General features: G+C 45.9%; 18 protein-coding genes. 10 read left to right on the top strand and 8 right to left on the bottom strand.

Going from position 1 to position 21,261, the window contains the following annotated elements; all coding sequences use genetic code 11:
- Positions 1 to 5 precede the first annotated feature (5 nt).
- Both VHE34_RS16320 and VHE34_RS16315 read left to right on the top strand, forming a co-directional pair.
- A complete protein-coding gene (locus VHE34_RS16320; protein ID WP_325589849.1) occupies positions 6 to 584 on the top strand; it encodes a hypothetical protein in 579 nt (192 codons plus the stop codon).
- A gap of 53 nt (positions 585 to 637) precedes the next feature.
- Positions 638 to 1,279 carry a DUF1016 N-terminal domain-containing protein gene (locus VHE34_RS16315; RefSeq protein WP_325589847.1) on the top strand — a complete coding sequence of 214 codons (642 nt, stop codon included), beginning with the start codon at positions 638 to 640 and terminating at the stop codon, positions 1,277 to 1,279.
- Positions 1,280 to 1,437: 158 nt separating this feature from the next.
- On the opposite strand, the gene VHE34_RS16310 is transcribed toward VHE34_RS16315, so the two are convergent.
- From VHE34_RS16310 to VHE34_RS16275, 8 genes are all read right to left on the bottom strand, one after another.
- Positions 1,438 to 1,653, bottom strand: a complete 216-nt coding sequence (locus tag VHE34_RS16310) for a GDCCVxC domain-containing (seleno)protein (protein WP_325589845.1) — start codon at positions 1,651 to 1,653, stop codon at positions 1,438 to 1,440.
- 8 nt (positions 1,654 to 1,661) lie between these two features.
- Positions 1,662 to 2,246: a hypothetical protein gene (locus VHE34_RS16305; protein ID WP_325589843.1), complete on the bottom strand. Its 585-nt coding sequence runs from the start codon at positions 2,244 to 2,246 to the stop codon at positions 1,662 to 1,664.
- Between the two features lie 165 nt (positions 2,247 to 2,411).
- Positions 2,412 to 3,002, bottom strand: coding sequence for a mercuric transport protein MerTP (merTP, locus tag VHE34_RS16300; RefSeq protein ID WP_325589841.1), 591 nt, complete (start codon positions 3,000 to 3,002; stop codon positions 2,412 to 2,414).
- Positions 2,999 to 3,457, bottom strand: coding sequence for a metalloregulator ArsR/SmtB family transcription factor (locus tag VHE34_RS16295; RefSeq protein ID WP_325589839.1), 459 nt, complete (start codon positions 3,455 to 3,457; stop codon positions 2,999 to 3,001). The genes merTP and VHE34_RS16295 overlap by 4 nt, the downstream gene beginning before the upstream one ends.
- A 7-nt stretch (positions 3,458 to 3,464) precedes the next feature.
- Entirely contained in the window at positions 3,465 to 4,481 is a 1,017-nt protein-coding gene (locus VHE34_RS16290) for a tyrosine-type recombinase/integrase (RefSeq protein ID WP_325589837.1), read from the bottom strand.
- Entirely contained in the window at positions 4,478 to 5,440 is a 963-nt protein-coding gene (locus VHE34_RS16285; protein ID WP_325589835.1) for a tyrosine-type recombinase/integrase, read from the bottom strand. Before VHE34_RS16285 ends, VHE34_RS16290 begins: the two co-directional genes overlap by 4 nt.
- Positions 5,433 to 6,242, bottom strand: a complete 810-nt coding sequence (locus VHE34_RS16280) for a site-specific integrase (protein ID WP_325589833.1) — start codon at positions 6,240 to 6,242, stop codon at positions 5,433 to 5,435. Before VHE34_RS16280 ends, VHE34_RS16285 begins: the two co-directional genes overlap by 8 nt.
- An 84-nt stretch (positions 6,243 to 6,326) precedes the next feature.
- Positions 6,327 to 6,686, bottom strand: coding sequence for a hypothetical protein (locus VHE34_RS16275; RefSeq protein WP_325589831.1), 360 nt, complete (start codon positions 6,684 to 6,686; stop codon positions 6,327 to 6,329).
- Between the two features lie 181 nt (positions 6,687 to 6,867).
- Here VHE34_RS16275 and VHE34_RS16270 point away from each other — a divergent pair, with 181 nt between their 5' ends.
- The 8 genes from VHE34_RS16270 to VHE34_RS16235 all read left to right on the top strand — a co-directional run bounded on the left by VHE34_RS16270 (position 6,868) and on the right by VHE34_RS16235 (position 21,206).
- Complete coding sequence (locus VHE34_RS16270) at positions 6,868 to 7,218, top strand: PDDEXK nuclease domain-containing protein (RefSeq protein ID WP_325590230.1); 351 nt, start codon at positions 6,868 to 6,870, stop codon at positions 7,216 to 7,218.
- A 318-nt stretch (positions 7,219 to 7,536) separates the two neighbouring features.
- Positions 7,537 to 13,956 (top strand): hypothetical protein, encoded by a 6,420-nt coding sequence (locus VHE34_RS16265; RefSeq protein ID WP_325589829.1) that lies wholly within the window; start codon positions 7,537 to 7,539, stop codon positions 13,954 to 13,956.
- A 522-nt stretch (positions 13,957 to 14,478) separates the two neighbouring features.
- Positions 14,479 to 16,020, top strand: a complete 1,542-nt coding sequence (istA, locus tag VHE34_RS16260; protein ID WP_325589827.1) for an IS21 family transposase — start codon at positions 14,479 to 14,481, stop codon at positions 16,018 to 16,020.
- A gap of 29 nt (positions 16,021 to 16,049) precedes the next feature.
- Complete coding sequence (gene istB, locus VHE34_RS16255; protein ID WP_325589825.1) at positions 16,050 to 16,781, top strand: IS21-like element helper ATPase IstB; 732 nt, start codon at positions 16,050 to 16,052, stop codon at positions 16,779 to 16,781.
- Between the two features lie 471 nt (positions 16,782 to 17,252).
- Positions 17,253 to 17,726 (top strand): hypothetical protein, encoded by a 474-nt coding sequence (locus VHE34_RS16250; RefSeq protein ID WP_325589823.1) that lies wholly within the window; start codon positions 17,253 to 17,255, stop codon positions 17,724 to 17,726.
- Between the two features lie 107 nt (positions 17,727 to 17,833).
- Positions 17,834 to 18,310: a hypothetical protein gene (locus tag VHE34_RS16245; RefSeq protein WP_325589821.1), complete on the top strand. Its 477-nt coding sequence runs from the start codon at positions 17,834 to 17,836 to the stop codon at positions 18,308 to 18,310.
- A gap of 97 nt (positions 18,311 to 18,407) precedes the next feature.
- Positions 18,408 to 19,298 (top strand): hypothetical protein, encoded by an 891-nt coding sequence (locus VHE34_RS16240; RefSeq protein WP_325589819.1) that lies wholly within the window; start codon positions 18,408 to 18,410, stop codon positions 19,296 to 19,298.
- 51 nt (positions 19,299 to 19,349) lie between these two features.
- A complete protein-coding gene (locus tag VHE34_RS16235) occupies positions 19,350 to 21,206 on the top strand; it encodes a ParB/RepB/Spo0J family partition protein (protein WP_325589817.1) in 1,857 nt (618 codons plus the stop codon).
- Positions 21,207 to 21,261 lie beyond the last annotated feature (55 nt).

Genomic DNA, 21,261 nt, shown 5'->3' with positions numbered 1-21,261 from the left:
CATCCATGCCCTCACTACCGTATAAAACCCTCGCCGATCATGAAACCCTCCTCGCCGAAAAAGGCTGGCTCAATCCGGAGATGGGTGGCACGCGCGTAGGAGATTGGCTCAAGGAGTTCCGTGAAAAATTCGAAGAATGCCGTATTGACGCCCTCACCACCGGGAGAAGAAAGGAATTCACTTTGCCCGCAACAGGCATTTTCAACGATGGGCTCGATAAAGTTGCCTTCACCCTCCGCTACCGTTATGACCCCCGCGTTGAAGCTCTTGCCTTGATCACTATTCAGACAAAACTTGGCCGCACCCCCTGGACCTACTTCCTCAATGGCCGCAGGGAGCCACCCACACCCACTGAGGCCTATGAAAAACTCCTAGGACGCGAAGGCCCTCTCCGCAATGAGATTGTTCTTAACCGTGTCCAGCGCGAGCATGATCAGCTAAACGATCCGTTCCGCGATCCCCACCTCGACATGAATCATCCGGATTTCCAGCAAACGAATGACCTCCATAAGGATGAGGAATTTCGCGAATATCCGCCTAATGATCTTACTACCTTCTTCAACCGGCCATCCCGTCATCACTAATTCGGGACGCACTGCGTCCCGAATTTTCTTTACTACCAAATCGATTCATTATCATGCAATTATCACCGACCCTTCTCCATGAGATCAAATCCATCTGGCTTTCTGCCCGCCATAGGGCCTACTCCCAAGTGAACCGCACCCTCATCGATGCCTATTGGCAGATCGGCCAGCGAATCGTGCTGGAAGAGCAGAAAGGAGAGGACCGCGCTAGGTATGGTGCCTTCCTGCTCCGCGAACTGGCTCAACGGCTCTCCCAGGAACTTGGCAAGGGCCTGGACGAGCGTGATCTGCGGCAAATGCGGCAGTTCTATCTCTGCTTCACCAACCGCGATGTACTCCGCCCAGAGCTCAGTTGGACCCATTATCGCCTGCTTCTCAGGGTCGAGGATCCTGCTGCACGCGCGTATTATGCCAAAGAGGCCGCCGAACAAGGGTGGGGGACCCGTCAACTCGAACGGAATATTCAGACAGGTTATTTTACCAGGTTGGTCTCTACCCGCTCGGCTCTTCCGTCATCCCCGGAACAAGCTGCTGACGAAAACCCCGAGAACCGATTATCTCCTGCCGACTTTGTGAAAGATCCGTTTGTCATGGAGTTCCTCGGTACCTCCTTGCCTTCCAGCTTCACCGAAACCGACCTGGAGACCGCGCTCCTTGCCGAACTGCAGCGCTTCCTTCTCGAATTATTATGCTAAGCTTTGCATAACATTTCTTATGCCTACGGATTTATTATGTAAAGCGACAAAATATTAGCTCTTGGTACAGAGTCAATTGTGACAAAAATAATACCTATTGCTTTACATAATAAACAGCATTAGAACTGTCTATTACTGCTCAGTCTTATAGTGCGGGACTAACAGCAACAATTACCCTGCTGCACCGGCGGACATTTCACCGTTCCATAACTGCAGTATACACAGCAGTCCCCGGCTTTAGGCTTGAGCCGCTCGTGACAGTTTTCACATTCATAGAAATACTGGCACGCGTCTGTAGGCATCGTTTCTTCTTTTTGATGCCCACAGACCGGGCAAGTAATTACAGATATCAAGTTTATCGTTGTATTTGCCATACCCATACTTATTTTTTGTGACAACAATCTCCCTGCTTATCACAACAAGGATCTGTATTCAATTTCTTACCCTCGTTTTGTTCATACAGCGCATAGATCGCTACGGCCTTTGCACTGTCCATGTGCTTCTCCAGAATACCGAGGGTCGCCTCCTTCCATTCCTGTTGGGTCGCAGCACTCCGCAGCTCACCACAGCTACGCACCTTTACCAAATCTTTTCTAAAGTAAGCCGTTATGTCCCCTTTTATTCCGTCACTTTCCTGGTTCGTTAGCAGCCCTGTCGTCAGAGCGGGTTTTACCACATCCCCTGCAATTACCCCGGCTTCCTCCCTGCTCAATTCGTCGATCTCCATCCCCTTATACCATTTCCCGGCAAGCCCGAGGCTTTCATTTAAGGCCCTGATCTTTGTCGTATCCTCCACCAGCGCAGCCTGAATAGCATATTTAGCCAATAAGGGCCGTACAATCCCTTCCTGTTCAGCCGTATCCGCTATACCGTTCCATTCAATCGCAATATGTGTCCCCGGCCTGTCCAGCCAGATCGCCTTTATTTCCTTTACGTGCTGCGCGGCTATAAATAGGGGCTTCGTCATACTGCCACAGCCAATATCGGGCGCGGCAAAGCATACCAACGGGACTGAATAAAACGTAATCGCCCCCTTAGACTTCGCGTTGACGTCATTGCATCCCGGCAATGAGATTACAGAACTTGTCATTATCGTAAGCATAAAGAATGTGAACAATAGTTGTTTCATATCTTATCGTATTACGTGGTAACCTGTTCCCTGCTCGACAGCTGTCCCTAGTTCCGCCAGGGATATTTTTGTAGGGTCAAAACGAACGACTGCCTCACCTTTCGCATAGGAGGTATGTACATCCTGCACCCCCTTTCTTTGCAACAACGCGCGGTTCACCAAACCTTCGCAGTCGGCACACCCCATTCCCTGGATACGGATTACTGTTTGCTGTACATTCGGCGCGTTGACAACCACAGGCCGCGATACCTTCCCTTCAAAAATACCAGCGTAATAGGGGAAAGTGGAGAGTAGCACCGAAACTATAGCGACCACCCAAAGAAAGGTCTTTGATTGCAATACATTCTTTTTTTCCTCACAACCACATTGATCTTTCCGCTGAGGCTTGTAGGCTCTGTAAAAGGCAAAACCTAAAATCAATATTGTTGCACCCAACAAATACGGCCGGAGGGGGGCCGCCCAGCTAAAGGCAGAAACGGCGCCTCCTGTACCCCCTATTATTGCCAATACGGGTACAATGCAGCAAAGGGACGACGTAAGGGCTAGCAAAAGCCCTGAACCTAGCAGCAATCTATTGTTCTTTCCGTCACTCATACCATTTCTGTTTTTGTATTCAGTTGATTGATAATTTTGAAGAAAGGACGCAATAACTTAAGGTGTTCTCCTTTCAGGGAATAGAAAATGGTCTGTCCCGCTTTCCGCGATTCAACAATATTCCCGTCCTTCATCTTACGTAAATGCTGAGAAACAGCGGGTATACTCATGCGCAAAATATCGCTAAGGTCACACGGGCAAAGCTCCTTTTCTTCTTCCAACAGGTAAAGGATCTTAAGTCGCACATCGTTTCCCGCCAACGATAAAATACCGGATAGCTGTGTAAACGACTTTTCATTTGCTGCGACCTTTTCCCGGCAAACTTTTATCTGTATGGGGTTTGCCTGCTCCCGGATACAAACACTATTTCCTACCATAATTAACCTTTGAAGACGAAGATAATAATTATTTTCATATTTAAGCAAATGCTTAAATACTATTTTAACGATTGTCAAGATATTGTTAAAACGATTTCAAGAAGTCCATTAGTTTTCCATTTCCTTGCCATACTGGCTTGACCTTGGTATCCGGCGCCACTTTGGAATATGCTTTTTCTATTGCTTCGCGCTTCAGTTTGGAGTCAGCCCTGGCGTATATCTCCGTCGTCTGTATGTTTTCGTGTCCTAAGATGTCTCTTATGTAGACAAGGTTTACTCCTGCTTGCAGCAGATGCATAGCGCGGCTGTGACGAAGGCTATGACAACTTATATTTTCGGGTATTAACGTCGGATCAGCAGTCCTTGCCATTTTCACATAAGTACCAAGGATGTTCAAGATGCCTGCCCGCGTCAGTTTTTCTCCCCAACAGTTTGAAAATAGGGGATGTTGCATGTTTTCAGGTAGTAGCAAACCGTTTTCAGTCATATAGGTTCTTAAAATCGTCAGTTGTTCCTCAAGTACAGGAACTACTCTGGCTTTATTTCCCTTGCCGGTAATAATAATTGTGTACGGTTTATTAAGGCGTACGCATTGCGGGCTGATATTAATTATCTCCGACACTCTGGCGCCTGTATCATACATGAAAGACAGCAAGGCGAGATTTCTCCGTCCTCTGGCTTTGGTTATGTCGGGCTGCTGTAACAACAGCCTTATGCCTTCTACAGTTAAATAATTCATTGCGGGCTTAGGGGCCTTTTTATTTCCTATCGACATTATCTTTTGATATTCATAAATATTGTCCGGGTTTTGATACTGCACATATTTAAAGAAAGAATGTATTGCGGCCAGGCGGAGATTGCGCGTTGATACACTACATTTTATTTCCTTCTCAAGCCAGTCAAGAAAAGAGACCGTACAAGTCTTTGTAATATCAACCATGCTTAATTTTTCGGCTTTTATCCCGTTGGATTCCATGTACGTCAGATATGCTATAAATGTATCTCTATATGAGCAGATTGTGTTTGCACTCGCTCCCCGCTCATGCGGCAAGTATCTGGTCAGGTAGTCAGTCAAGTATTTAGAAAAGTCAGTGGGTTTCATGATTGTAATAATTTTGGAAAAACGTCAAAACAAATGAGGTCTATTTTTCTTATCAACTCAGGGTACATGTCCGCAGTTAACCGGACGTAACTATTAGTGGCTTTCAGAGATTGATGACCGAGGTAAGCTGACAAAACAGGAAGGGAGCAATAAAGATCCATACCAGCTTCGGCCATCCTGGCTAAGGAGTGAACGGCAAAGGTGTGACGCAAATCATGCACTCGAACCCGATCCTTAGGGATATTTGCCAATTTTAGCACCTTGCAGAATCTACGATAAATACAATCGCGGTCACAAAAATCCCCTTTGAGCGTTACGAAGAAAGGTGTTTCTCCAGATGTATGTATTGGCAGCTTATTTCTATAGGAGAGATATTCCTGGAGAACTGCGGACAATGAATCAGAAAAGGGGATCAGTCTGTCCGTGCCGTTCTTGGTATCTCTCAAAGTAAAGTAATTGTCTCGCAGGCTTACATCCCGGTTAACTAAAGCAAGAGCTTCGCTTATACGTATACCGGTTCCGTAAAGCGTTCGGATCAATGAAGGCATAATAAAAACCGTAGATCTCAAATCATTATTTCCGCTTTCCATTCTGTCACATGCAGAAAAGACTTCTTCTATCTCCTTCCTTGAGAATATATATGGAATAAAACTGTTCTTAACAGGCGGCAACTGTGGTATGTAAGAACGGATCCCCTTTTTGCAAAGGAAGGATGACAGTGATTGCAGGATAAAGCATCTTTTATAATGGTAACTATTCGATTCATTACCCCGTTTTCGACACCATTCATCAGCCAACTCCTTGGTTATGCCTGCTGTAGTTTCGTTTCTTTCCATAGTAAATCTGTCCAAGATGGAGAGGACAAATTCTCCGCCAGAATATTTAAAACCTAAGCTTCTCTTCAGGTCAACTAATTCCTTCATGTGCGGAGCATAGATACCGTAAAAGAGCTTATTCATAAAAATACCCTCCTTTTTGATTGTAGAACTCTTGACTGGTAAATGGAACATCGAGGGCGCACTTTCTTAACGCCTGAAAGTCAACCCTGATATAATACCTGGTGGATTCGGTATTCTCGTGTCCAAGTACTTCGCTTATGACCGGAAGCTTAACATTATCTTCCAATAGTAACGAAGCCAGCGTATGCCGCAAGGCATGTGAACCGCGGTGTTTATTCGAAGTATCTATTCTTGCCTGTGCAAAGGCTTTTTTCGCAATTTGAGTTACGACGGATTGATTAATTCCAGTAAAAGGGCTCCTGGCGATAAGGAAAACATATTTCAAATCAGATTCCGGTCGTCCGTAGCGGATATATTCAATAATTGCATTGCCTATTTCTGGAAGAAGCGGAAGCTCCAATTCCTTGCCTGTTTTATATTGGGTTAAATGTAGAGTACTATTTTCCCATGATACATTTTCAAACTTCAGGGCGGCAATATCGGAAGCCCTTAGGCCAAGCATCGCGGCTAACAAAAGAATGCAATAGTCGCGTTTTCCTACGGGTGTGCTCCTGTCCACCGAGGACAGGATTTTCTTTATTTCTTCCGCACTGTAAGTTGATGGAAGTTTTCCCTGTTTTTTGTAATTATATCGGGGAATAAACGCAGCCAGATCAGTATCAATAAGCTTATGCTGATATAAATGACGGAAAAATTGTCGTAGAATATACGTAGATATGCTTGCGACTGATCTATACTTAATACCGATAACACTTAAATATTTGATGATGTGTGATTCATTGACAGCTTTGATTGAAGTCACTTTTTTCGAGTCCAGAAAACTCAAAAAGCGACAAAGAAGGAGTTCCTGATTATATACAGTATGGTGAGCAAGCCGTTCCGATTTTCAGTACGATATATATTGTGCCATCAGCTTTCCTATTTCACCGTCGAAGATGACCGGTGCTTTTCTAGGAATAATTTGACCTGTAAGCAGGAAGTGCTTCAATAGCCTTATGGAAGATATCAACTTCTTGTCGCCGTTACCCAGCGAACTCAAATCTTTGGCGCCATAAACGCTAAGTAAAAAATTATCGCAGACATCTGGAGTTAGGTGCCGCAAATTGTGGGTTTCCATGAATCGCTTTAAGCGATTCCATTTCCAAGAGAAACTTTCCAATGTCCCATCGGTTCGAAGAAGATCTTCTTTCAAGACCTTCAATATCGAAGACGTGACAGATTCAAATGTTTTTGCATTGTCTCCCATAAATGGCTATTTGAGTTATGGCAACATTACCACAACCCAAATAACAAATTATGTAAAGCAATGGAGGCGATTTTATTTCAACTTGTTCATTATCAATAAGTAGCATTCCGGGCTTTACATAATAAATTCGTAGCCATAAGAACTCGGCAAAGGATTCGCTTTTGTTGGCCGCCAGGTTCCCATTCGTACTGAGACAAAGATATACTACATCGATTTGGTTTTTTACAACATTATCCTTAAGGCATACTGCATTTTGGAGCTCAAGGCCGGCCCTCTAACGCATCAGGACATAGGCCAGCTTGATATGTATGTTCGAGTCTTCGAAGACCTGAAGAAGATTCCCGGTGATAACCCCACTATCGGCATCATCCTTTGTACCGACAAGGATGAGACCCTCGTCAAATACAGCGTACTTGAAGAAAACCGTCAGCTTTTCGCTTCCCGATACCGCCTGGTCCTTCCATCTGAAGACGAGCTCAGCCGCCAGATCGAAATAGAAAAGGAACTGCTCCATCGGGCCAGAGATTATTAATTAATACGTGCCATTTTCCAACCATTCACTGTAATTCCGCATACATTCCAGTTGTAGAGCCACCAGATCGGTGGCTTTTGTTTTATAGTTGGCTCAAGCATGAGGTAATAGGTAGAGAATTTCAAACAGAACGAGATGCGCATACGCAAAAAATAAAACTAATGCAACGTGAAAAACACGGTATTTTTTTGGGAGGGAATTAACATTGGGTGTCTGGCGGAGTCCAATTTGTCAGTTATATCAGGGAAACAATACCTCTGCAAATCAAACAAGTAGTAATTTCGCCAGACTTAATTACATTATAATCTTTTATAATTCATGAGCAGCGGGTCGGCCTCCCAGGCAGGTTTTTACTATCAAAATAACGTCGCAGCGTTGTTCCTTCTCGAGCTGCTCGAATTGGGAAATACGTTGACTTATGCTAATCTTGAAAATCCGGACCTGGGAAAGCACATTGACGATATAATCCTAAACTATCAGGACGAGATTACCTATTATCAAGTAAAATGGACCGAGGATGAGAAAAAAGCCTTTACGATCCAGAACTTGCTTGCGACAGGAGATGATGGCGCTGATGGTAAAGGGGAGGCAGCGGCGACTACTAAATCTCTTTGGAGAAAGCTGGCCGATGGCTTTCGGTCAATACCTGCAGGACCAAAACCAGCCAAGATCGTTCTATATTCGACCAGAATTGAGGGTACCCGAGGAAGGCCCTCGGAAGGAATCGACAAAAGCCTAAAAGAGTTAATTGATTTTCAAAGTGATTGGATAGCTCGTGGAAGTACGGGGCCTTTGCCTTTAAGTTCCATGCCGACGTATTCTGAATTTCAGCCTATCTTAAAAAGGCTTCAGGACGAATCGGAATTATCGGATACTGAATTTGAACAATTTTTCGGCAAACTGGAGTTTAAACTTGGGCGGCCGAACCTGGCCCATACACGGCAACAGCTCGAATTCAGGGCAACCCGGCTTGGGCTCGAAAGTACTCAGGTGAATGCGCTGCTGGACCTAGTTGTACAATGGAGTACGAAAAAAATCCAAATTGACCGAGGCATCTTGCTTTCAGGGTTAGGAATCAATGACCGATTTATTGATAGGCTCTCTCATATTTTCAAAGTAGAGGAGCCCTTTTATGTTGAAAATCGGGCGCTAGTCGAACAATTGAAAACCGCCCTTGAAAATGTGACCAGCGGATATATCTTTCTGGAGGGTGTTCCGGGTGCCGGGAAATCGACCGCACTTACGCAATATGGCAAATCCAATAAGGATGTGCAGTTTACCTACTACTGCTATCTTCCTGGTGATGCGGCGATGGCAAATTTGCGGCTTCGGGGAGGTTATTTTGCCAAGTCGCTGTGTATTAGCATAGAAAAGAATTTTCCAGAGCTGAATCTGCCAGAAAGGTATTCTGATAATTATAGTGAAAAGCTCGCGCGTTACTTCGAGAAGCTGAGCCAGCTTGACCGGCAACTTGTCTTTATCATCGATGGTTTGGATCACGTCCATCGCGCCTTGGATTCAACACAGGACCCCCTTACACACCAACTGTTGAAGGAATGCCCGGACAATGTCGTGTTTATCGTAAGTGCTCAGTACATCCACGCCCTTCCTGCATCTATCCAGGCTCAGATCCAGGCAGAGCCCCACCGGCATATACGATTAGGCCGATTTGGAAAAGAGGAGGTGGCAGAATACACCGAAAAGAAAGGTCTTGGTACTGGAACTGAACTGGTTAAGGCCTTATGGCAAAAATCCGAGGGTATTCCCTTGTATTTGTATTATATAGTATCGTCTCTTGACGATATACCCTCAGGAGAACAGATACGTATCATTGAGCAATTGCCGGCACTTGTGGAAGGGAAGATCAATACCTATCATGAGCAAATCTTTCTATCCATCGGTGAAAACTTGGTCGCGCAGTGGGTGCTGATGACTTTAGCTGTCCGGAAAGAATATTCTTCGGTGCAAATACTACGGACTATACTGGAAAGAGCGGTCATCAGGACGCAACCAGGAGAAATTGAACAAATCCTTAAAAAATATAAACACCTATTAAAAGAGAGAAACGGCAATACCTATACTCTGTTTCACAACAGTTTTCGTGAATTCATTTTGCGTAAGCAGGAAGCTTTGCTGCTGGCATTGCGAGAAGCTACAATCAGTTATTATCATCAGGACATCTATAGCGATGAAGCGTTTAACAATTATTTCTCGTTGCTATTCGATGCGCGACGCTTTGCGGAAATAATTGCTGCTACTACCGATGAATGGGTACAAAGCGCCTGGAATCGCTACAAACCGATTGGCGAGATTACCATCAACCTGGATATTGCATGGCTGGCATGCGTGGAGATTGATGATATAGATTCCTTTGTCCGGATAGCCTTTTTAAAGAAGCAGCTCCATCTTGTCAATCATTACCTGGAGAATTCTTATACTGACACGACCTTTTTCTTTGATGGCGGACTATATGCCGAATCGCTGAGGACCATTTGGGACGGTGAAATTCCATTGGCGGGCAATATCGATTATTTTAATTTCTATTGCCTTCGTTATCGGCAGCAAACCGGGAATTTGGTTCCCAAGGCTATTGCAGGTCAGTTTTTTAAAAAGTTCCTATTAGAGGCGCCGCGAGAACCGGAATATCCACATCAAGAAATCCATCATAATTTCGGTAGGTACCTAAAGGCAAAGGCTTTATACGCTGTTCCAGAAGAGTTCATCAATGATATCGTGGACGTTTGGGATTGGTTAGAAATGGAGGATTTATATTCTCTTTTTCCCTTCCTAGTTCATCAATACCGGCTCGATCTGCTGATTGAACTATTCGACAGAGCGCAGGATAGCGGTCTTAAAAATGTCGCTGCAGCTTGGATCATGGTCGGCTTTGAAATGGCAAGGAGCCGCGAAGGCGATCCATATGCAGGTAGGTTTTCGTTCGATTTACTGCCGGATGATCAAAAGGTAGATTTTGCCTGGGAGGTCATCAATTCGGCGCCAGGATTAATTCCGGTGATCAACCAACGAAGTATTCCATCCGATCCTTTTTTAAATGCGAATATTCTTGAAGATCGGCTTGGACATTCCATGGTCCAGGAATTTAGAAATCTGCCGCGATTCCTTCAGGTCTATTACTATTTCTTTCCCGACCAGGCTGCTGTCTATGATGTCAGGGCCACTAGCCTGCCTCACTATCCGCGCGATCTTTATTTGGCGATCAGCAGGTGTGCAAGATTGTGGTCTGAAAAAAAGAGAGCGATTCCAATTGCCAATATTTCAGGAGAGGTCAGGCAAATCATTAATGCTCTTTTGATTCCCAAACACCTGGCTGAGCAACTGAATAGGAATCACGGTGTGGCCAGTTTTATCAAATTTGAGCTCTTCCGGGTATTCGAATTGGCGATTCCTATTCTTGAAGAAATATGTACGACTCCGGAACTTATCTTGGCGGTGCAGCACTTTTTGAATAATCATCTTCGCAGCGGTTATCCAGACTATAAGATAAACCTGGCATTCGTCGAGGCGATTGCAAAGCGTCCGGGCATGGAGCAATCTATAAACGACCTGCTTACCGCGGCGGAGGAAATGGCGCGTGCGGAAACGAACACGGATTCGCTGTTATCTGCCCTCAACGATATCGCTTCAGCCCATGGCAGGCTGCGAAGGATGGAGGATTACAACCGACTATTCCGGGAACTGCCGATTGTTGCGTGTGGTGTATCTTATCGGAAAGACTATCAGTTTGCCGACGTCTACTCGGCGCTGAAAAGGACAGATACGGCCGACAGGGCCTTGATGCTTCGTCGAATTGCCGACAATTATCGTTTATTATTTACAATAAAAGATGCTGGGGACGGTCGGATGTTTCATATTTGTCTTTCTGAACTAATTGCGGTGACAGCCAGGTGGTTCCCAGGTCTTTCCTTTGAGATTTTAACAAGGGACGACAAATATATTGGCAGAGACGAGGCATTATTGATCGTCATTACATCAATTGTACGCCGTTGCGAGGTGGACGAGCTTCCGTTCGTGTGGGCCCTGGTGCAAACGACCGATAAATGGGATGGCTTTAAAAGTAGCAGCGATCATGAATTGTCCAGAATTTATGAGGCTTTTTTCAAAAGGATTGCGACCGATGCCGATAATAAATTTATAAATGACTGCTACGAAGAAGTTTCGTATCTCTTTAGCATAGAATATGGGATGCCGGGTAAAATTCAGGCGATCAATCATATACTCGAAGCGTCCGGCCGGGAATTCTCTTTCCTGGTCAGACATCAAGACCCGGTCAGACCGAATCAGCCGGAATCCCCCGCACCTGCTGGTGTTCCAAACAAAACAGACGTATCAGCCAAGGACATACCTCGTCGGACAGATGCTGCCGATGAAGAAATGGCCAATTTGTCCGAGAAATCGCCTGGTGAAGTGGAATCGTATTTAGATCAATTACGGCTGAAGCGGAGGCTGAGAAATCTTCATTTCGAGTGGCGAAAGCTTTACGGTATGGTCATTGACCATTTTCGGGACCGGTTTGAAGCTCTGAGCCCCACAGAACAATCGCTTTTTGTACAAGCGGGGGCTACTCTCAAGCGGCAACTGATCGTTTCGCTCAAAGAAATCACAACACAAGGTACTATAAGCAGATTTCGTATAGTTGAGGTATTTGCCAGGGCATTAGGGGAATCCAGGTTGTTTATTTCGAGAGGCTTACCTGACTTTTTAACAGAAGATGACAATGATGTAATATCAAAAATGATCAATCAGGTAGCCGGAAATGTAATTTTTGAACATCGGCAGGGGCGATATGAGACAGAAGGCCGCATCCTTTTTGCTCTGATCGATACCATTAGTATTGAACGTGTCGAAAACCTGGCTGTCCTGGGAGGTCGATATTTGGGGGACAATTTGGGGGTTGAAGTGTACCTAAAGATAGCCCGGCGCCTTATTCCATATAATCGTGATCGAGCCAGGGAATACCTCAAAAAGGCTTTTGAGGCATCCTTCCAGGTTGGATATGGTGAGGATAAGTGGTATGATGAGCTTATACCGTTTGCTTATGAATGTATGCCTGACGAGGCAAATCATTGGTTTTTGAAAGGCTTTTACTATTGGCATGTCGATAGGGCCTATGATATACCCTATTATGTTTACAAGCAGATTGTTCCGTTTGCTGATCGCTTCCGAAATCCTCGATTTTTTGAAGGTCTTTACAGCTGGAATTACAATTTTAATGAGAAACTTGCAGCGGGACTCCCGCCCTCAGATGTTAATACAGAGTTCATTACGAGTTACGTGTCGTCCGCCGGTCTACAACAAGCGATCTTTAAATACCTGATCGGGCTTTTCGAATATCCATTGGTGGGTATTCGGCAACTGGCGTTGGGTGCCCTGGTACGCCTATATCCACATATTACTGTACAAATAACGGCCTTTGCGGAAAACGATTTGCAAAACAAGGAAGCAAATACAATCGAGCATTTCATTGTCATGCTGCAGAGCGTTGTGCACAACGGGATGGATATTCATCCTATTTTAAGACACCTTGTACCATTGTTCTCCATTGAACATTTTAATATTCGTCAAAGTCTTTCAGAATTGATTGAAACGCTTCATACCCAGGGAGGGCAGGTTCCCATGGATATCGTGGACCTGGCCATCCGGGCCAACAGGGTGCCACTTGTCGAGGTGCCTACAATCATAAAGCCTCCACGTGCTTTTGAATCGTTTGTGCTGAGCAACTACCAGGAAGTGGTGATAGAGGAACTGAATGACGTTGAAGCGCCTCCTTTTAATGATGACCTCTACACGGAACTTGAAGCGGATGGTTTCAATATTGCCAGTTTGCGAAAGGAGGAAATAGAGACACATCGGCGGATAAACAAGCCGTCGGGAAACGAGCCATTTGAGATCAATGGGCCGCTTTTTAAGGCGGTTCAGGCAGGCATCAACAGGGTTTTTTCAAAGCGAATTGCTCAAAGAGTTTATTCAGAGGAAGAAATATATTGGTTAAAATATTTGTTTCGTCTTTATGATCCTTCTTCCATCAATCGTCAATTGACTCCGGTTCCTGAATTTGTAAACTGGTCAGGAAAGGATCCCGATCCTGCGTCTTTCGTGGCGTTTGCTGACCTAGACGAACGAATCGACGAATTTTTAAGGAGAGCTCCGGGACGTCTTACTGTATTTGAGAAAGGCGAGGTCAGGACGAATTCGAGAAGTGGATTGTTTACAAACTATGTGGACGTATCCGTTATATTTGTTGAGAAAGGTGAAGATTTGGGTTCTTTGCTAACCTATCTTGAGGGTCATATCGGATATATCCGTAGGGAAAAACTGTATGAACCGGAGCTTGCGACAATTTTTGGGGATGTATCGGCAGGGCAAAAAAGACACCATCTTTTCTACCCCTTCATTGTAGCGTCGGATTCGGATTTTCGGGGAAGGCAAGGGGGGACTGAAGCGATGGTAATTCCTGCGATTGGCGATCTGGTTGGTGGCAATCCCAGATTGCAACAATGGGTTGGTCCATTCGATGAATTACGCCGTCAAATGCGGCCATCATCTAGAGGATGTACGCTGATGATCGACCTAAGTGCAGTGAAGGCGTATGCCGATCATCTGAAAGCGGACCCCTATTTATGTGTTCACATAAATAGGGCAGTTGACAAGTCCTGGGTTTCGGAATCAGACATGGCTTGGTATCCCGCTGTTAAGCTGAGGGCTTTGGATTTAAAATAAAAGTAGTTGGTATAAGAGTTTCATGTTTTCCATTCCCGAAAGACGCCAAAGTTTACATTCCACTAATTGAGCTGGAATTCGCAAAGCACCTTCGGCCATTGATAGGTGGCCATAAGTAGATTAGAATTCTGTCAGTAGATGCCTGGGCACGAATCTTCCGTTTTCCCACTGATTATGCCAACGTAGAATTATACATCCCTCGCTGCCGGCGTCGATTCGCCGTGCTAATTTTTCCACCAAATTTATCTCCTGTCTGGATATTCCGCGTCAAACTGAGCCACCGGTTCCGCACAAACAGAGCCATTGATTCCACGGAAAGTGAGCCACCTGTTCCATGCAAAGAGAGCCACTTAAAGTGGGCGGCATAAAACTGGATTCCACGCAAACAGAGCCACCCTTTCAGCAATCGCCGACTGACATTCCGGCGTAAGAGAGCCACCCTGGACAGCACGTACAAGATTTTATAATAAGACATTGTTTTGCAGCCTAAAAAGCAGCAGGATGTCCAATAAACTTGTATCGATGCAGATTATACGTACGATTCTCCAACAACTACAAAAAGGCGCATCTGGTCGGCACATTGCCCGTCAGCTGCATATCTCCCGTAATACGGTTAAACAGTATACAGAACGCTTCGCGGCCAGCGGCTATAGCCTTGAGCTGCTCCAGCAATTAGATGATGAGGATCTGTCAGCCATTGTATATGCCGAAGCCAAACAACTGCAACCTGATGCCCGGTTAACTGATTTTAAGGGCAGAATGGATTATTTTTTGTCTGAACTGACCCGTCCCGGAGTTACCCGGCTATTGCTTTGGGAAGAATATAAAAAGGCCTATCCGGAAGGCTATGAGTACTCCAAGTTCTGCGAACTTATGGGCCAGCAGAAGGCGATTCTGGGCGCTACCATGCACTTTGAATACCATCCGGGGGAGATCATGATGGTTGATTTTGCCGGTGATCCGATGGGATATGTAAACAGGGAGAGCGGCGAGATGGTTTTCTGCCCGGTACTGATCTGCGTTCTGCCCTACAGCGATTACTGCTACGTGGAGGCCCTGCACAATGCATCACTGCCGTTGGTGGTCCGGGCTTTAAATGGCTGCCTGGCTTATTTTGGCGGTGTTCCCCAGAGTGCGAAGTATGACAATATGCGGCAGGTGGTGACCAGGACCTGCCGGTATGAACCTTTGTTTACGGAGATGATGCAGCAATGGGCGTTGCACAATAACATTACGCTGTTGGCAGCAAGAGTCGCCAAACCCAGAGATAAGGCGCCGGTAGAAAATGAGGTTAAAATTGCCTACCGCCGTATATATGCTCCGCTACGCGATAAGGTGTTCTTCAGCCTGGAAGAACTCAACCTGGCCATCCGACAACAGCTGGAGCTTCATCACCATCGCCTGTTCCAGAAGAGGTCCTATAGCCGGCATGACCGGTTTACCCAGGAAGAAAAGGAAGTGCTCCAACCGCTGCCTTTTGATCAATATGTTATGAAGCATAGCGCCCAGGCAAAGGTTCAAAAGAACTATCATATCACATTGGGCGAAGACTGGCATCATTACAGTGTACCGTTCAACTACATCGGAAAGTCTGTTAAAGCGGTCTACGACAGCGATACCGTCGAAGTCTACTATGAACATAAACGCATTGCTATCCATAAGCGAGGATATAAAAAGCATGGTTACAGCACCAGCAAGGATCATATGCCAGAAGGGCACCAGCGCTACTTCGAGCAACGGGGATGGGATGGCGACTATTTTTTGGAGCAGGCCCGTAAGACAGGTCCTAATACCCACGAATACATTAAGAAGGTCCTGCAAGGAAAGCATTTTACCGAACAAACCTATAACGGTTGCCTCGGGATACTGCGGCTTACCCGGGCCTACGGCCCGCTCCGCCTGGAGGCTGCTTGTAAAAGAGCGCTTGCCGGCAGCAGTTATAGCTACCGGACCCTTCACAATATCCTGGTAAATAATCTGGATAAGCTCGAAGCTCCTGATCAGGCGGCCTTATTCACTATGCCCGAGCACGGCAATCTTCGTGGACCGCAGGCCTATAATTAATCTCACCATCAATCAAATATGCATAGTATATGAACACACAAAGTACCATGGAGCAATTACAGGAATTAAAGTTAAACGGTATGGCTAAGCTTTATCAGGCCGTATTAGAACAGCCTATCCACCAGCAACCGGAGACGCACACCTTGCTGGCCATGCTGGCAGATGCCGAAACGCAGTTCCGCCTGCAGCAGCGAACTCATTTATATCTTCGCCTATCTAAGCTGCGGTATCATGCACTCCCCGAACAAGTACAGGCCAACCCTGCGCGGGGTTTTACGAAGGAACAACTCATACAACTCTGCGACTGCACGTTCATTGAAAAGGCAGAAAGTATACTCATCTCCGGTTCGACCGGGTGCGGCAAATCCTATCTGGCCTGCGCCTTGGGGCGCCAGGCCTGTACCCTTGGTCACCGGACACTCTATTTTTCTATGAACCGCTTTATTGAAGCCCTCGCTACCGCGAGGTTGGATGGCTCCTACATCAAATGGCTGAACCAGATCGCACGGACGCCTTTGCTGATCTTAGACGACTTTGGATTACAGCCGCTGGAACATAACATGAAGCTTACGCTGCTGCAGATCCTGGAAGACCGGTACGGAAAGGGCGCAACCATTATCACTTCTCAGTTGCCGGTAAAATCCTGGTATGAATACCTCAACGAACCAACGCTCGCCGACGCTATAATGGACAGGTTGGCAGCCCATGCACATAAAATAGAATTAAAAGGAGAGTCGCTGAGAAAGAAGAAAAACCACTAATTTTAGTTCTTCAAAATACGTCCTGTTACAGGGCCGCTTTCTTCCCGGAAATCAATGGCTCTGTTTGTGCGGAACCGGTGGCTCCCTTTAACCGGAATATCTACCTGTCCACCAGAACAATCAAATTAAGCTATTCTAGTTAGTACTTAAAACCTACGAACTGAGAAACCACTTCTCATCCGAAAGTATTAAACAACTCCTGGAATACAAGCTAGTGTAAAAGGCAAGCCGATCATCACGAACGGCGAAAAAGCGCCACAAAAATACACCCCACCCCCTTCCCCCTTTTCCTAAAACGGGTTGGTGCGTGCGTTGGGCTTCGCGCCCTGCTTGGGCTTTTGTGCTCGTTTTGGGCTTTGTACGCCACAGCATGTAGGAAGGGGGAAGGGGCCCCCGGGGTGTGTGGCGCTTTTGTTTTTCGCCGTTCGTAATGATGACGGCAATAATTATTATAAAATAAAATATACTATTATGAAGATCGAAAGCCCCATGTTCTTCAAAGCAAGAAAGGATAAAGATTTATCCGCATTTCTAGTTATAAGGCGAATTGAGAAGGATACCGATACTGAGCCGAGAACCTACATCCGGCTTTGTATCGACCAGCGATCGAAATACACCGATGACCGAAATAGTATATTTATTGAGGCTGATACGATGATCGACCTGGTCAACTTTTCCACCAGAAGTGCCGACGGCGCCCGGCATCCCATTAATACCGTATGTTTCTACGAATCTGTCTATGGTTATGAAAACCATATAAGAACATTTTTATACGCCATAAGAAAGGAATCGGACGTTGGCTTCAAAGTACTTGCCTTTAATAACTCCGATTTTGACCGCGACAATAACCTTGTCTCTCATCAGCTCTATGGTATCATCGACAATAAGCACTACCTGCTTTCCCATTACAAGGGGCTCGATAACCTTGCTAGTCCGGTAAGATAATCCACCTTCTTTCTTAGTATGATGATATGCAGCAATTTAATTGTTGCTGCGGGCGACCTATGTCCCCAACGGATCCGCCTACAATGTTTCATTAAAATATCTTTTATATGATCTACTTCAAACACTGCACAACCTTGGATGAGGTTAAAGCGACTTATCGCGATCTGGCCATGAAAAACCATCCGGATCGCGGCGGTGATACCGAAACAATGCAAGCCATCAACCGCGAATATGCCTACGCCTGCGCCTACATCCTCAAGGCTGCCAATATGGAAAAAGAAAAGTTGGAGGAGGAAATGAACCTTTCCCAAAAGTACCGGGAAGTAATCGAAAAGATCATCCACCTGCCGGGTATTGACATTGAGCTCTGCGGTCATTGGATATGGGTGTCCGGCGATACTCGGCCTGTTAAAGAAACGCTTAAGGCCGCAGGACTCCAATTCGCTTCCAAAAAAATTAAGTGGTACTACAGGCCTGAAGAATTCAGGATTACTCGCGGCGGCAACAAAACCATGGAACAAATTCGCGAAAAGTATGGTTCTCAGGCCATCCGAACGACTCGCAACCGGGCATTGGAGGATTGACCTTTCTTGTCGCACACCTTTCAACGCACCTCTTTAATTATTCACCATCGGCAAGCTCTATTATGACGGGATAGGGCCTCTATTAAATTTTTTTGCTATGACTGTTAGTTTAGATCATTTACGTGCTTTGGCCAGACAAGCCTTCTATGGTACTTCATCCTCACCAGAGCGTATGGGAGAGTCCACCATCAAAGAATTCACAGCAGAGCTAAATGATGACCTTCTGCAAATTGAAAACGCGGCACCGCCAGATATGCCTGTTGATGAACTCGAAGCTATCAATATCCGGTATATCCATAAGTACACGTCGCTGTTAAGGGCATGGCTATCCAGCCATTCGAATGTCGTCAGTTGGTTTATCGCCGGGCCATCCAATTTCCCAGCCGCCAGGATGCAAAAGCGTTCCAATTGGGCGGATAATCATTATAACAATTTTAGATCCTGGCGAAGTAAGGCTCTAAAAGCCATTATTAAGGGACTAAAACCTAAAACGAGTGACCTGGAGCGTGTCCGGCTCAATCTTCAGCAGCGGATGCGATACCAACGGATCATGGTCGCAGCCAACAAACTGATCCGAAAAAACGGCGAGAACCTCAATGAGCAATTAGGCGACCTGGGATTTACAAAAACACAGATTAATCAACTCTTAACGCCAGACTGGGCAAAACGAACTGGATTCAAGCCCTATCAGCTAAGTAATAACAATGCCCAAATCCGGAGGCTCAGTGGCCGATTAAAAGAGCTGGAGGAAAAGCAGTTGAAGGCTGACACTGTAGGAAATATCACTGAAGAGATCAACGGACGCCAATTGGTTCAGAACTATGAGCTCGACCGCATTCAGATTATTTTTCCGGCCAAGCCACCCGCCGATACCTGTAAGGCTCTGCGGCACGAAGGCTTCGTGTGGTCACCTTCGAACAAAGCATGGCAACGGAAGCTTACCCCCCAGGCTATTCGTATTGCTCGTGAGTTCCTTCAGCAACATTAGTCCATCAATATAGCGAGTTGCATTTTTTACTAATCATAAAACACAATTTGTATGACAAAAAAGAAAAAGAGCACAGTGTCTTTGACCGAAGCGTCACCATCTGAAACAACAGTTCCTGACTCGTTAGATCAACTTCTGGCTATTATGCTACCAAAGATTCCGGAAACACAGTTGGTCTCGCTCCACCTCATCGACCTTGATCCAAAAAACCGCAAACATTTCAAGGAACGCGGTTTAGCAGAACTTGCTGAGAACATTAAACTCAACGGTGTGCTACAGGACATTCTCTTGCAGCCAAAGCCGGACGGCCGGTTTAAAATGATCGCTGGAGAACGTCGGTATAGGGCTTCTGGAATGGCGGGGTTGAAAGATATACCTGCCAAGATATGTGATGTGCCGGACGCCGAGGCAAGACGACTTCGATTTGCGGAAAATGCTTTCCGCGAGAATCTGCACCCTATGGAGGAAGCCGAGCTTGTGTCTGAAATGCTCGTTGACTACGGTACTGTAGAGGAAGTCGCTGCGAGGATCGGAAAGACAAAGGGATATGTTTATGGTAGAATGCGACTTAACGACCTGATCGATCCCATTCAGGAAATGTTTTTAGAAGATATTTTTACCATTCAGCAGGCTCTTGATATTGCTATCTTGTCTGCCGAATCCCAGCAGGACTTTTTTAGTGAGTACTGTTGCAATTGGAAGGAAGAAGAAGACTTTACCTTGTATCACCTGGAAGATACGCTCGATCAGTACAGATACAGTCTGGAAAATGCCCCCTTTGACACCACAGATCCCGCGCTGCTTGAAGGGGTAGTGGCCTGTACTGCTTGTCCGCATAACTCTGCCGTTGTCCTGAGTTTTTTTCCGGAATCTGAGCCTAATAGCACTTGCTTGAAAACCGAATGCTTCAACCGCAAATGCAACGCGAACTTCATTTTAAAGCTTCGCACTGCCTATGAGGAGACAAAACCCCAGGCATTGGTGTTTTACGGCCAACCGACACGGGTAATGGAACTCCGGTTAGAGAGTTTGCCAGATGCTGCAAAACTACCCCGCTTCAGCTATTACTCTGTAAAGACTTGTGCGGAGCCCGTAAAGCCTATTGTTACAGATTTTCCGAAATTCTGGGAGGGGCAAACGGAGCCCAGCACCGATGAAGAAGCCTATGCGGCGGCTTTAGAGTCCTATGAAGCCAAAATCGCAGCCTTTCAGGCGGATGTGCTTGAAGGGAAAATACTTACCGGCCTTTTGGTACGGGAAAGCGAAATTGCTCCCATTATCTTCCATAAAGAAGTCCCCACTGTTCAATCGGTATATAGTAGATCAGTTCCAACCGCTGCTGTTGTTACCAATAAAGCCATGGTCGAGGCCGTAAAAGATGGCTCGGCAACTGCTGAAATGATCGACAACCATGAGGAGACCTGCAAACGGCGGGAATCCCGTAACCAGGAGCTCGACCGGGAGAAGGTGTTTGCCAAAATTCACGACTTGTTTAAACAAATGATGAAGACTGGTAAGGATGCAAAGCCCGCCGGTCCGGCAGATGTGGCTACAGCGCACTTTTTCATCTATTCTCAACTTTATGGAGAGCAGCAGACGACGGTACTAAAGAAACTATTTCCGAAGAAAAAGGTCAGTGAACTCAAATTCAACGCTATTTACCAAAAATTCGCTACCATGGATCCAGAACTCGTCGCGTGGATGGTGCGGCAGGCCATTTTACGCCACAATATGGCGGCGAATCCCGGGGATCTTACCTCCGAATTCTTATATCAGGTGGCGGCAGGGGCAGGTATTGACGTATCTAGTATTGAAAAGGGTCAGGTAACCATTGCCAAGAAGCGGCAAAAGAATCTCAAAAAGAAGCTGGCCGGTCTTCATAGCCTAAAGAATAGACTCGCAGCTTAATTTTTCTCTTTCAGCAAATCACCGATACGGTTTTTTTTTACATTTTGTCTCTCCT

It is taken from the genome of Puia sp. (genome assembly GCF_035546395.1).
GTDB lineage: Bacteria > Bacteroidota > Bacteroidia > Chitinophagales > Chitinophagaceae > Puia.
Note: the sequence above shows the minus strand (reverse complement) of the source record. Positions and strands in the feature narration are given on the sequence as shown.

What these genes read in the sequence shown, in the direction of transcription:
- VHE34_RS16310 (WP_325589845.1), bottom strand. Translation starts at nt 1,653, where the DNA reads ATGGCAAATACAACGATAAACTTGATATCTGTAATTACTTGCCCGGTC.
- VHE34_RS16245 (WP_325589821.1), top strand. Translation starts at nt 17,834, where the DNA reads ATGATCTACTTCAAACACTGCACAACCTTGGATGAGGTTAAAGCGACT.
- VHE34_RS16320 (WP_325589849.1), top strand. Translation starts at nt 6, where the DNA reads ATGCCCTCACTACCGTATAAAACCCTCGCCGATCATGAAACCCTCCTC.
- VHE34_RS16305 (WP_325589843.1), bottom strand. Translation starts at nt 2,246, where the DNA reads ATGACGAAGCCCCTATTTATAGCCGCGCAGCACGTAAAGGAAATAAAG.
- VHE34_RS16265 (WP_325589829.1), top strand. Translation starts at nt 7,537, where the DNA reads ATGAGCAGCGGGTCGGCCTCCCAGGCAGGTTTTTACTATCAAAATAAC.
- istB (WP_325589825.1), top strand. Translation starts at nt 16,050, where the DNA reads ATGAACACACAAAGTACCATGGAGCAATTACAGGAATTAAAGTTAAAC.
- VHE34_RS16285 (WP_325589835.1), bottom strand. Translation starts at nt 5,440, where the DNA reads ATGAATAAGCTCTTTTACGGTATCTATGCTCCGCACATGAAGGAATTA.
- VHE34_RS16250 (WP_325589823.1), top strand. Translation starts at nt 17,253, where the DNA reads ATGAAGATCGAAAGCCCCATGTTCTTCAAAGCAAGAAAGGATAAAGAT.
- istA (WP_325589827.1), top strand. Translation starts at nt 14,479, where the DNA reads ATGCAGATTATACGTACGATTCTCCAACAACTACAAAAAGGCGCATCT.
- VHE34_RS16275 (WP_325589831.1), bottom strand. Translation starts at nt 6,686, where the DNA reads ATGGGAGACAATGCAAAAACATTTGAATCTGTCACGTCTTCGATATTG.
- VHE34_RS16235 (WP_325589817.1), top strand. Translation starts at nt 19,350, where the DNA reads ATGACAAAAAAGAAAAAGAGCACAGTGTCTTTGACCGAAGCGTCACCA.
- VHE34_RS16240 (WP_325589819.1), top strand. Translation starts at nt 18,408, where the DNA reads ATGACTGTTAGTTTAGATCATTTACGTGCTTTGGCCAGACAAGCCTTC.
- VHE34_RS16315 (WP_325589847.1), top strand. Translation starts at nt 638, where the DNA reads ATGCAATTATCACCGACCCTTCTCCATGAGATCAAATCCATCTGGCTT.
- VHE34_RS16290 (WP_325589837.1), bottom strand. Translation starts at nt 4,481, where the DNA reads ATGAAACCCACTGACTTTTCTAAATACTTGACTGACTACCTGACCAGA.
- merTP (WP_325589841.1), bottom strand. Translation starts at nt 3,002, where the DNA reads ATGAGTGACGGAAAGAACAATAGATTGCTGCTAGGTTCAGGGCTTTTG.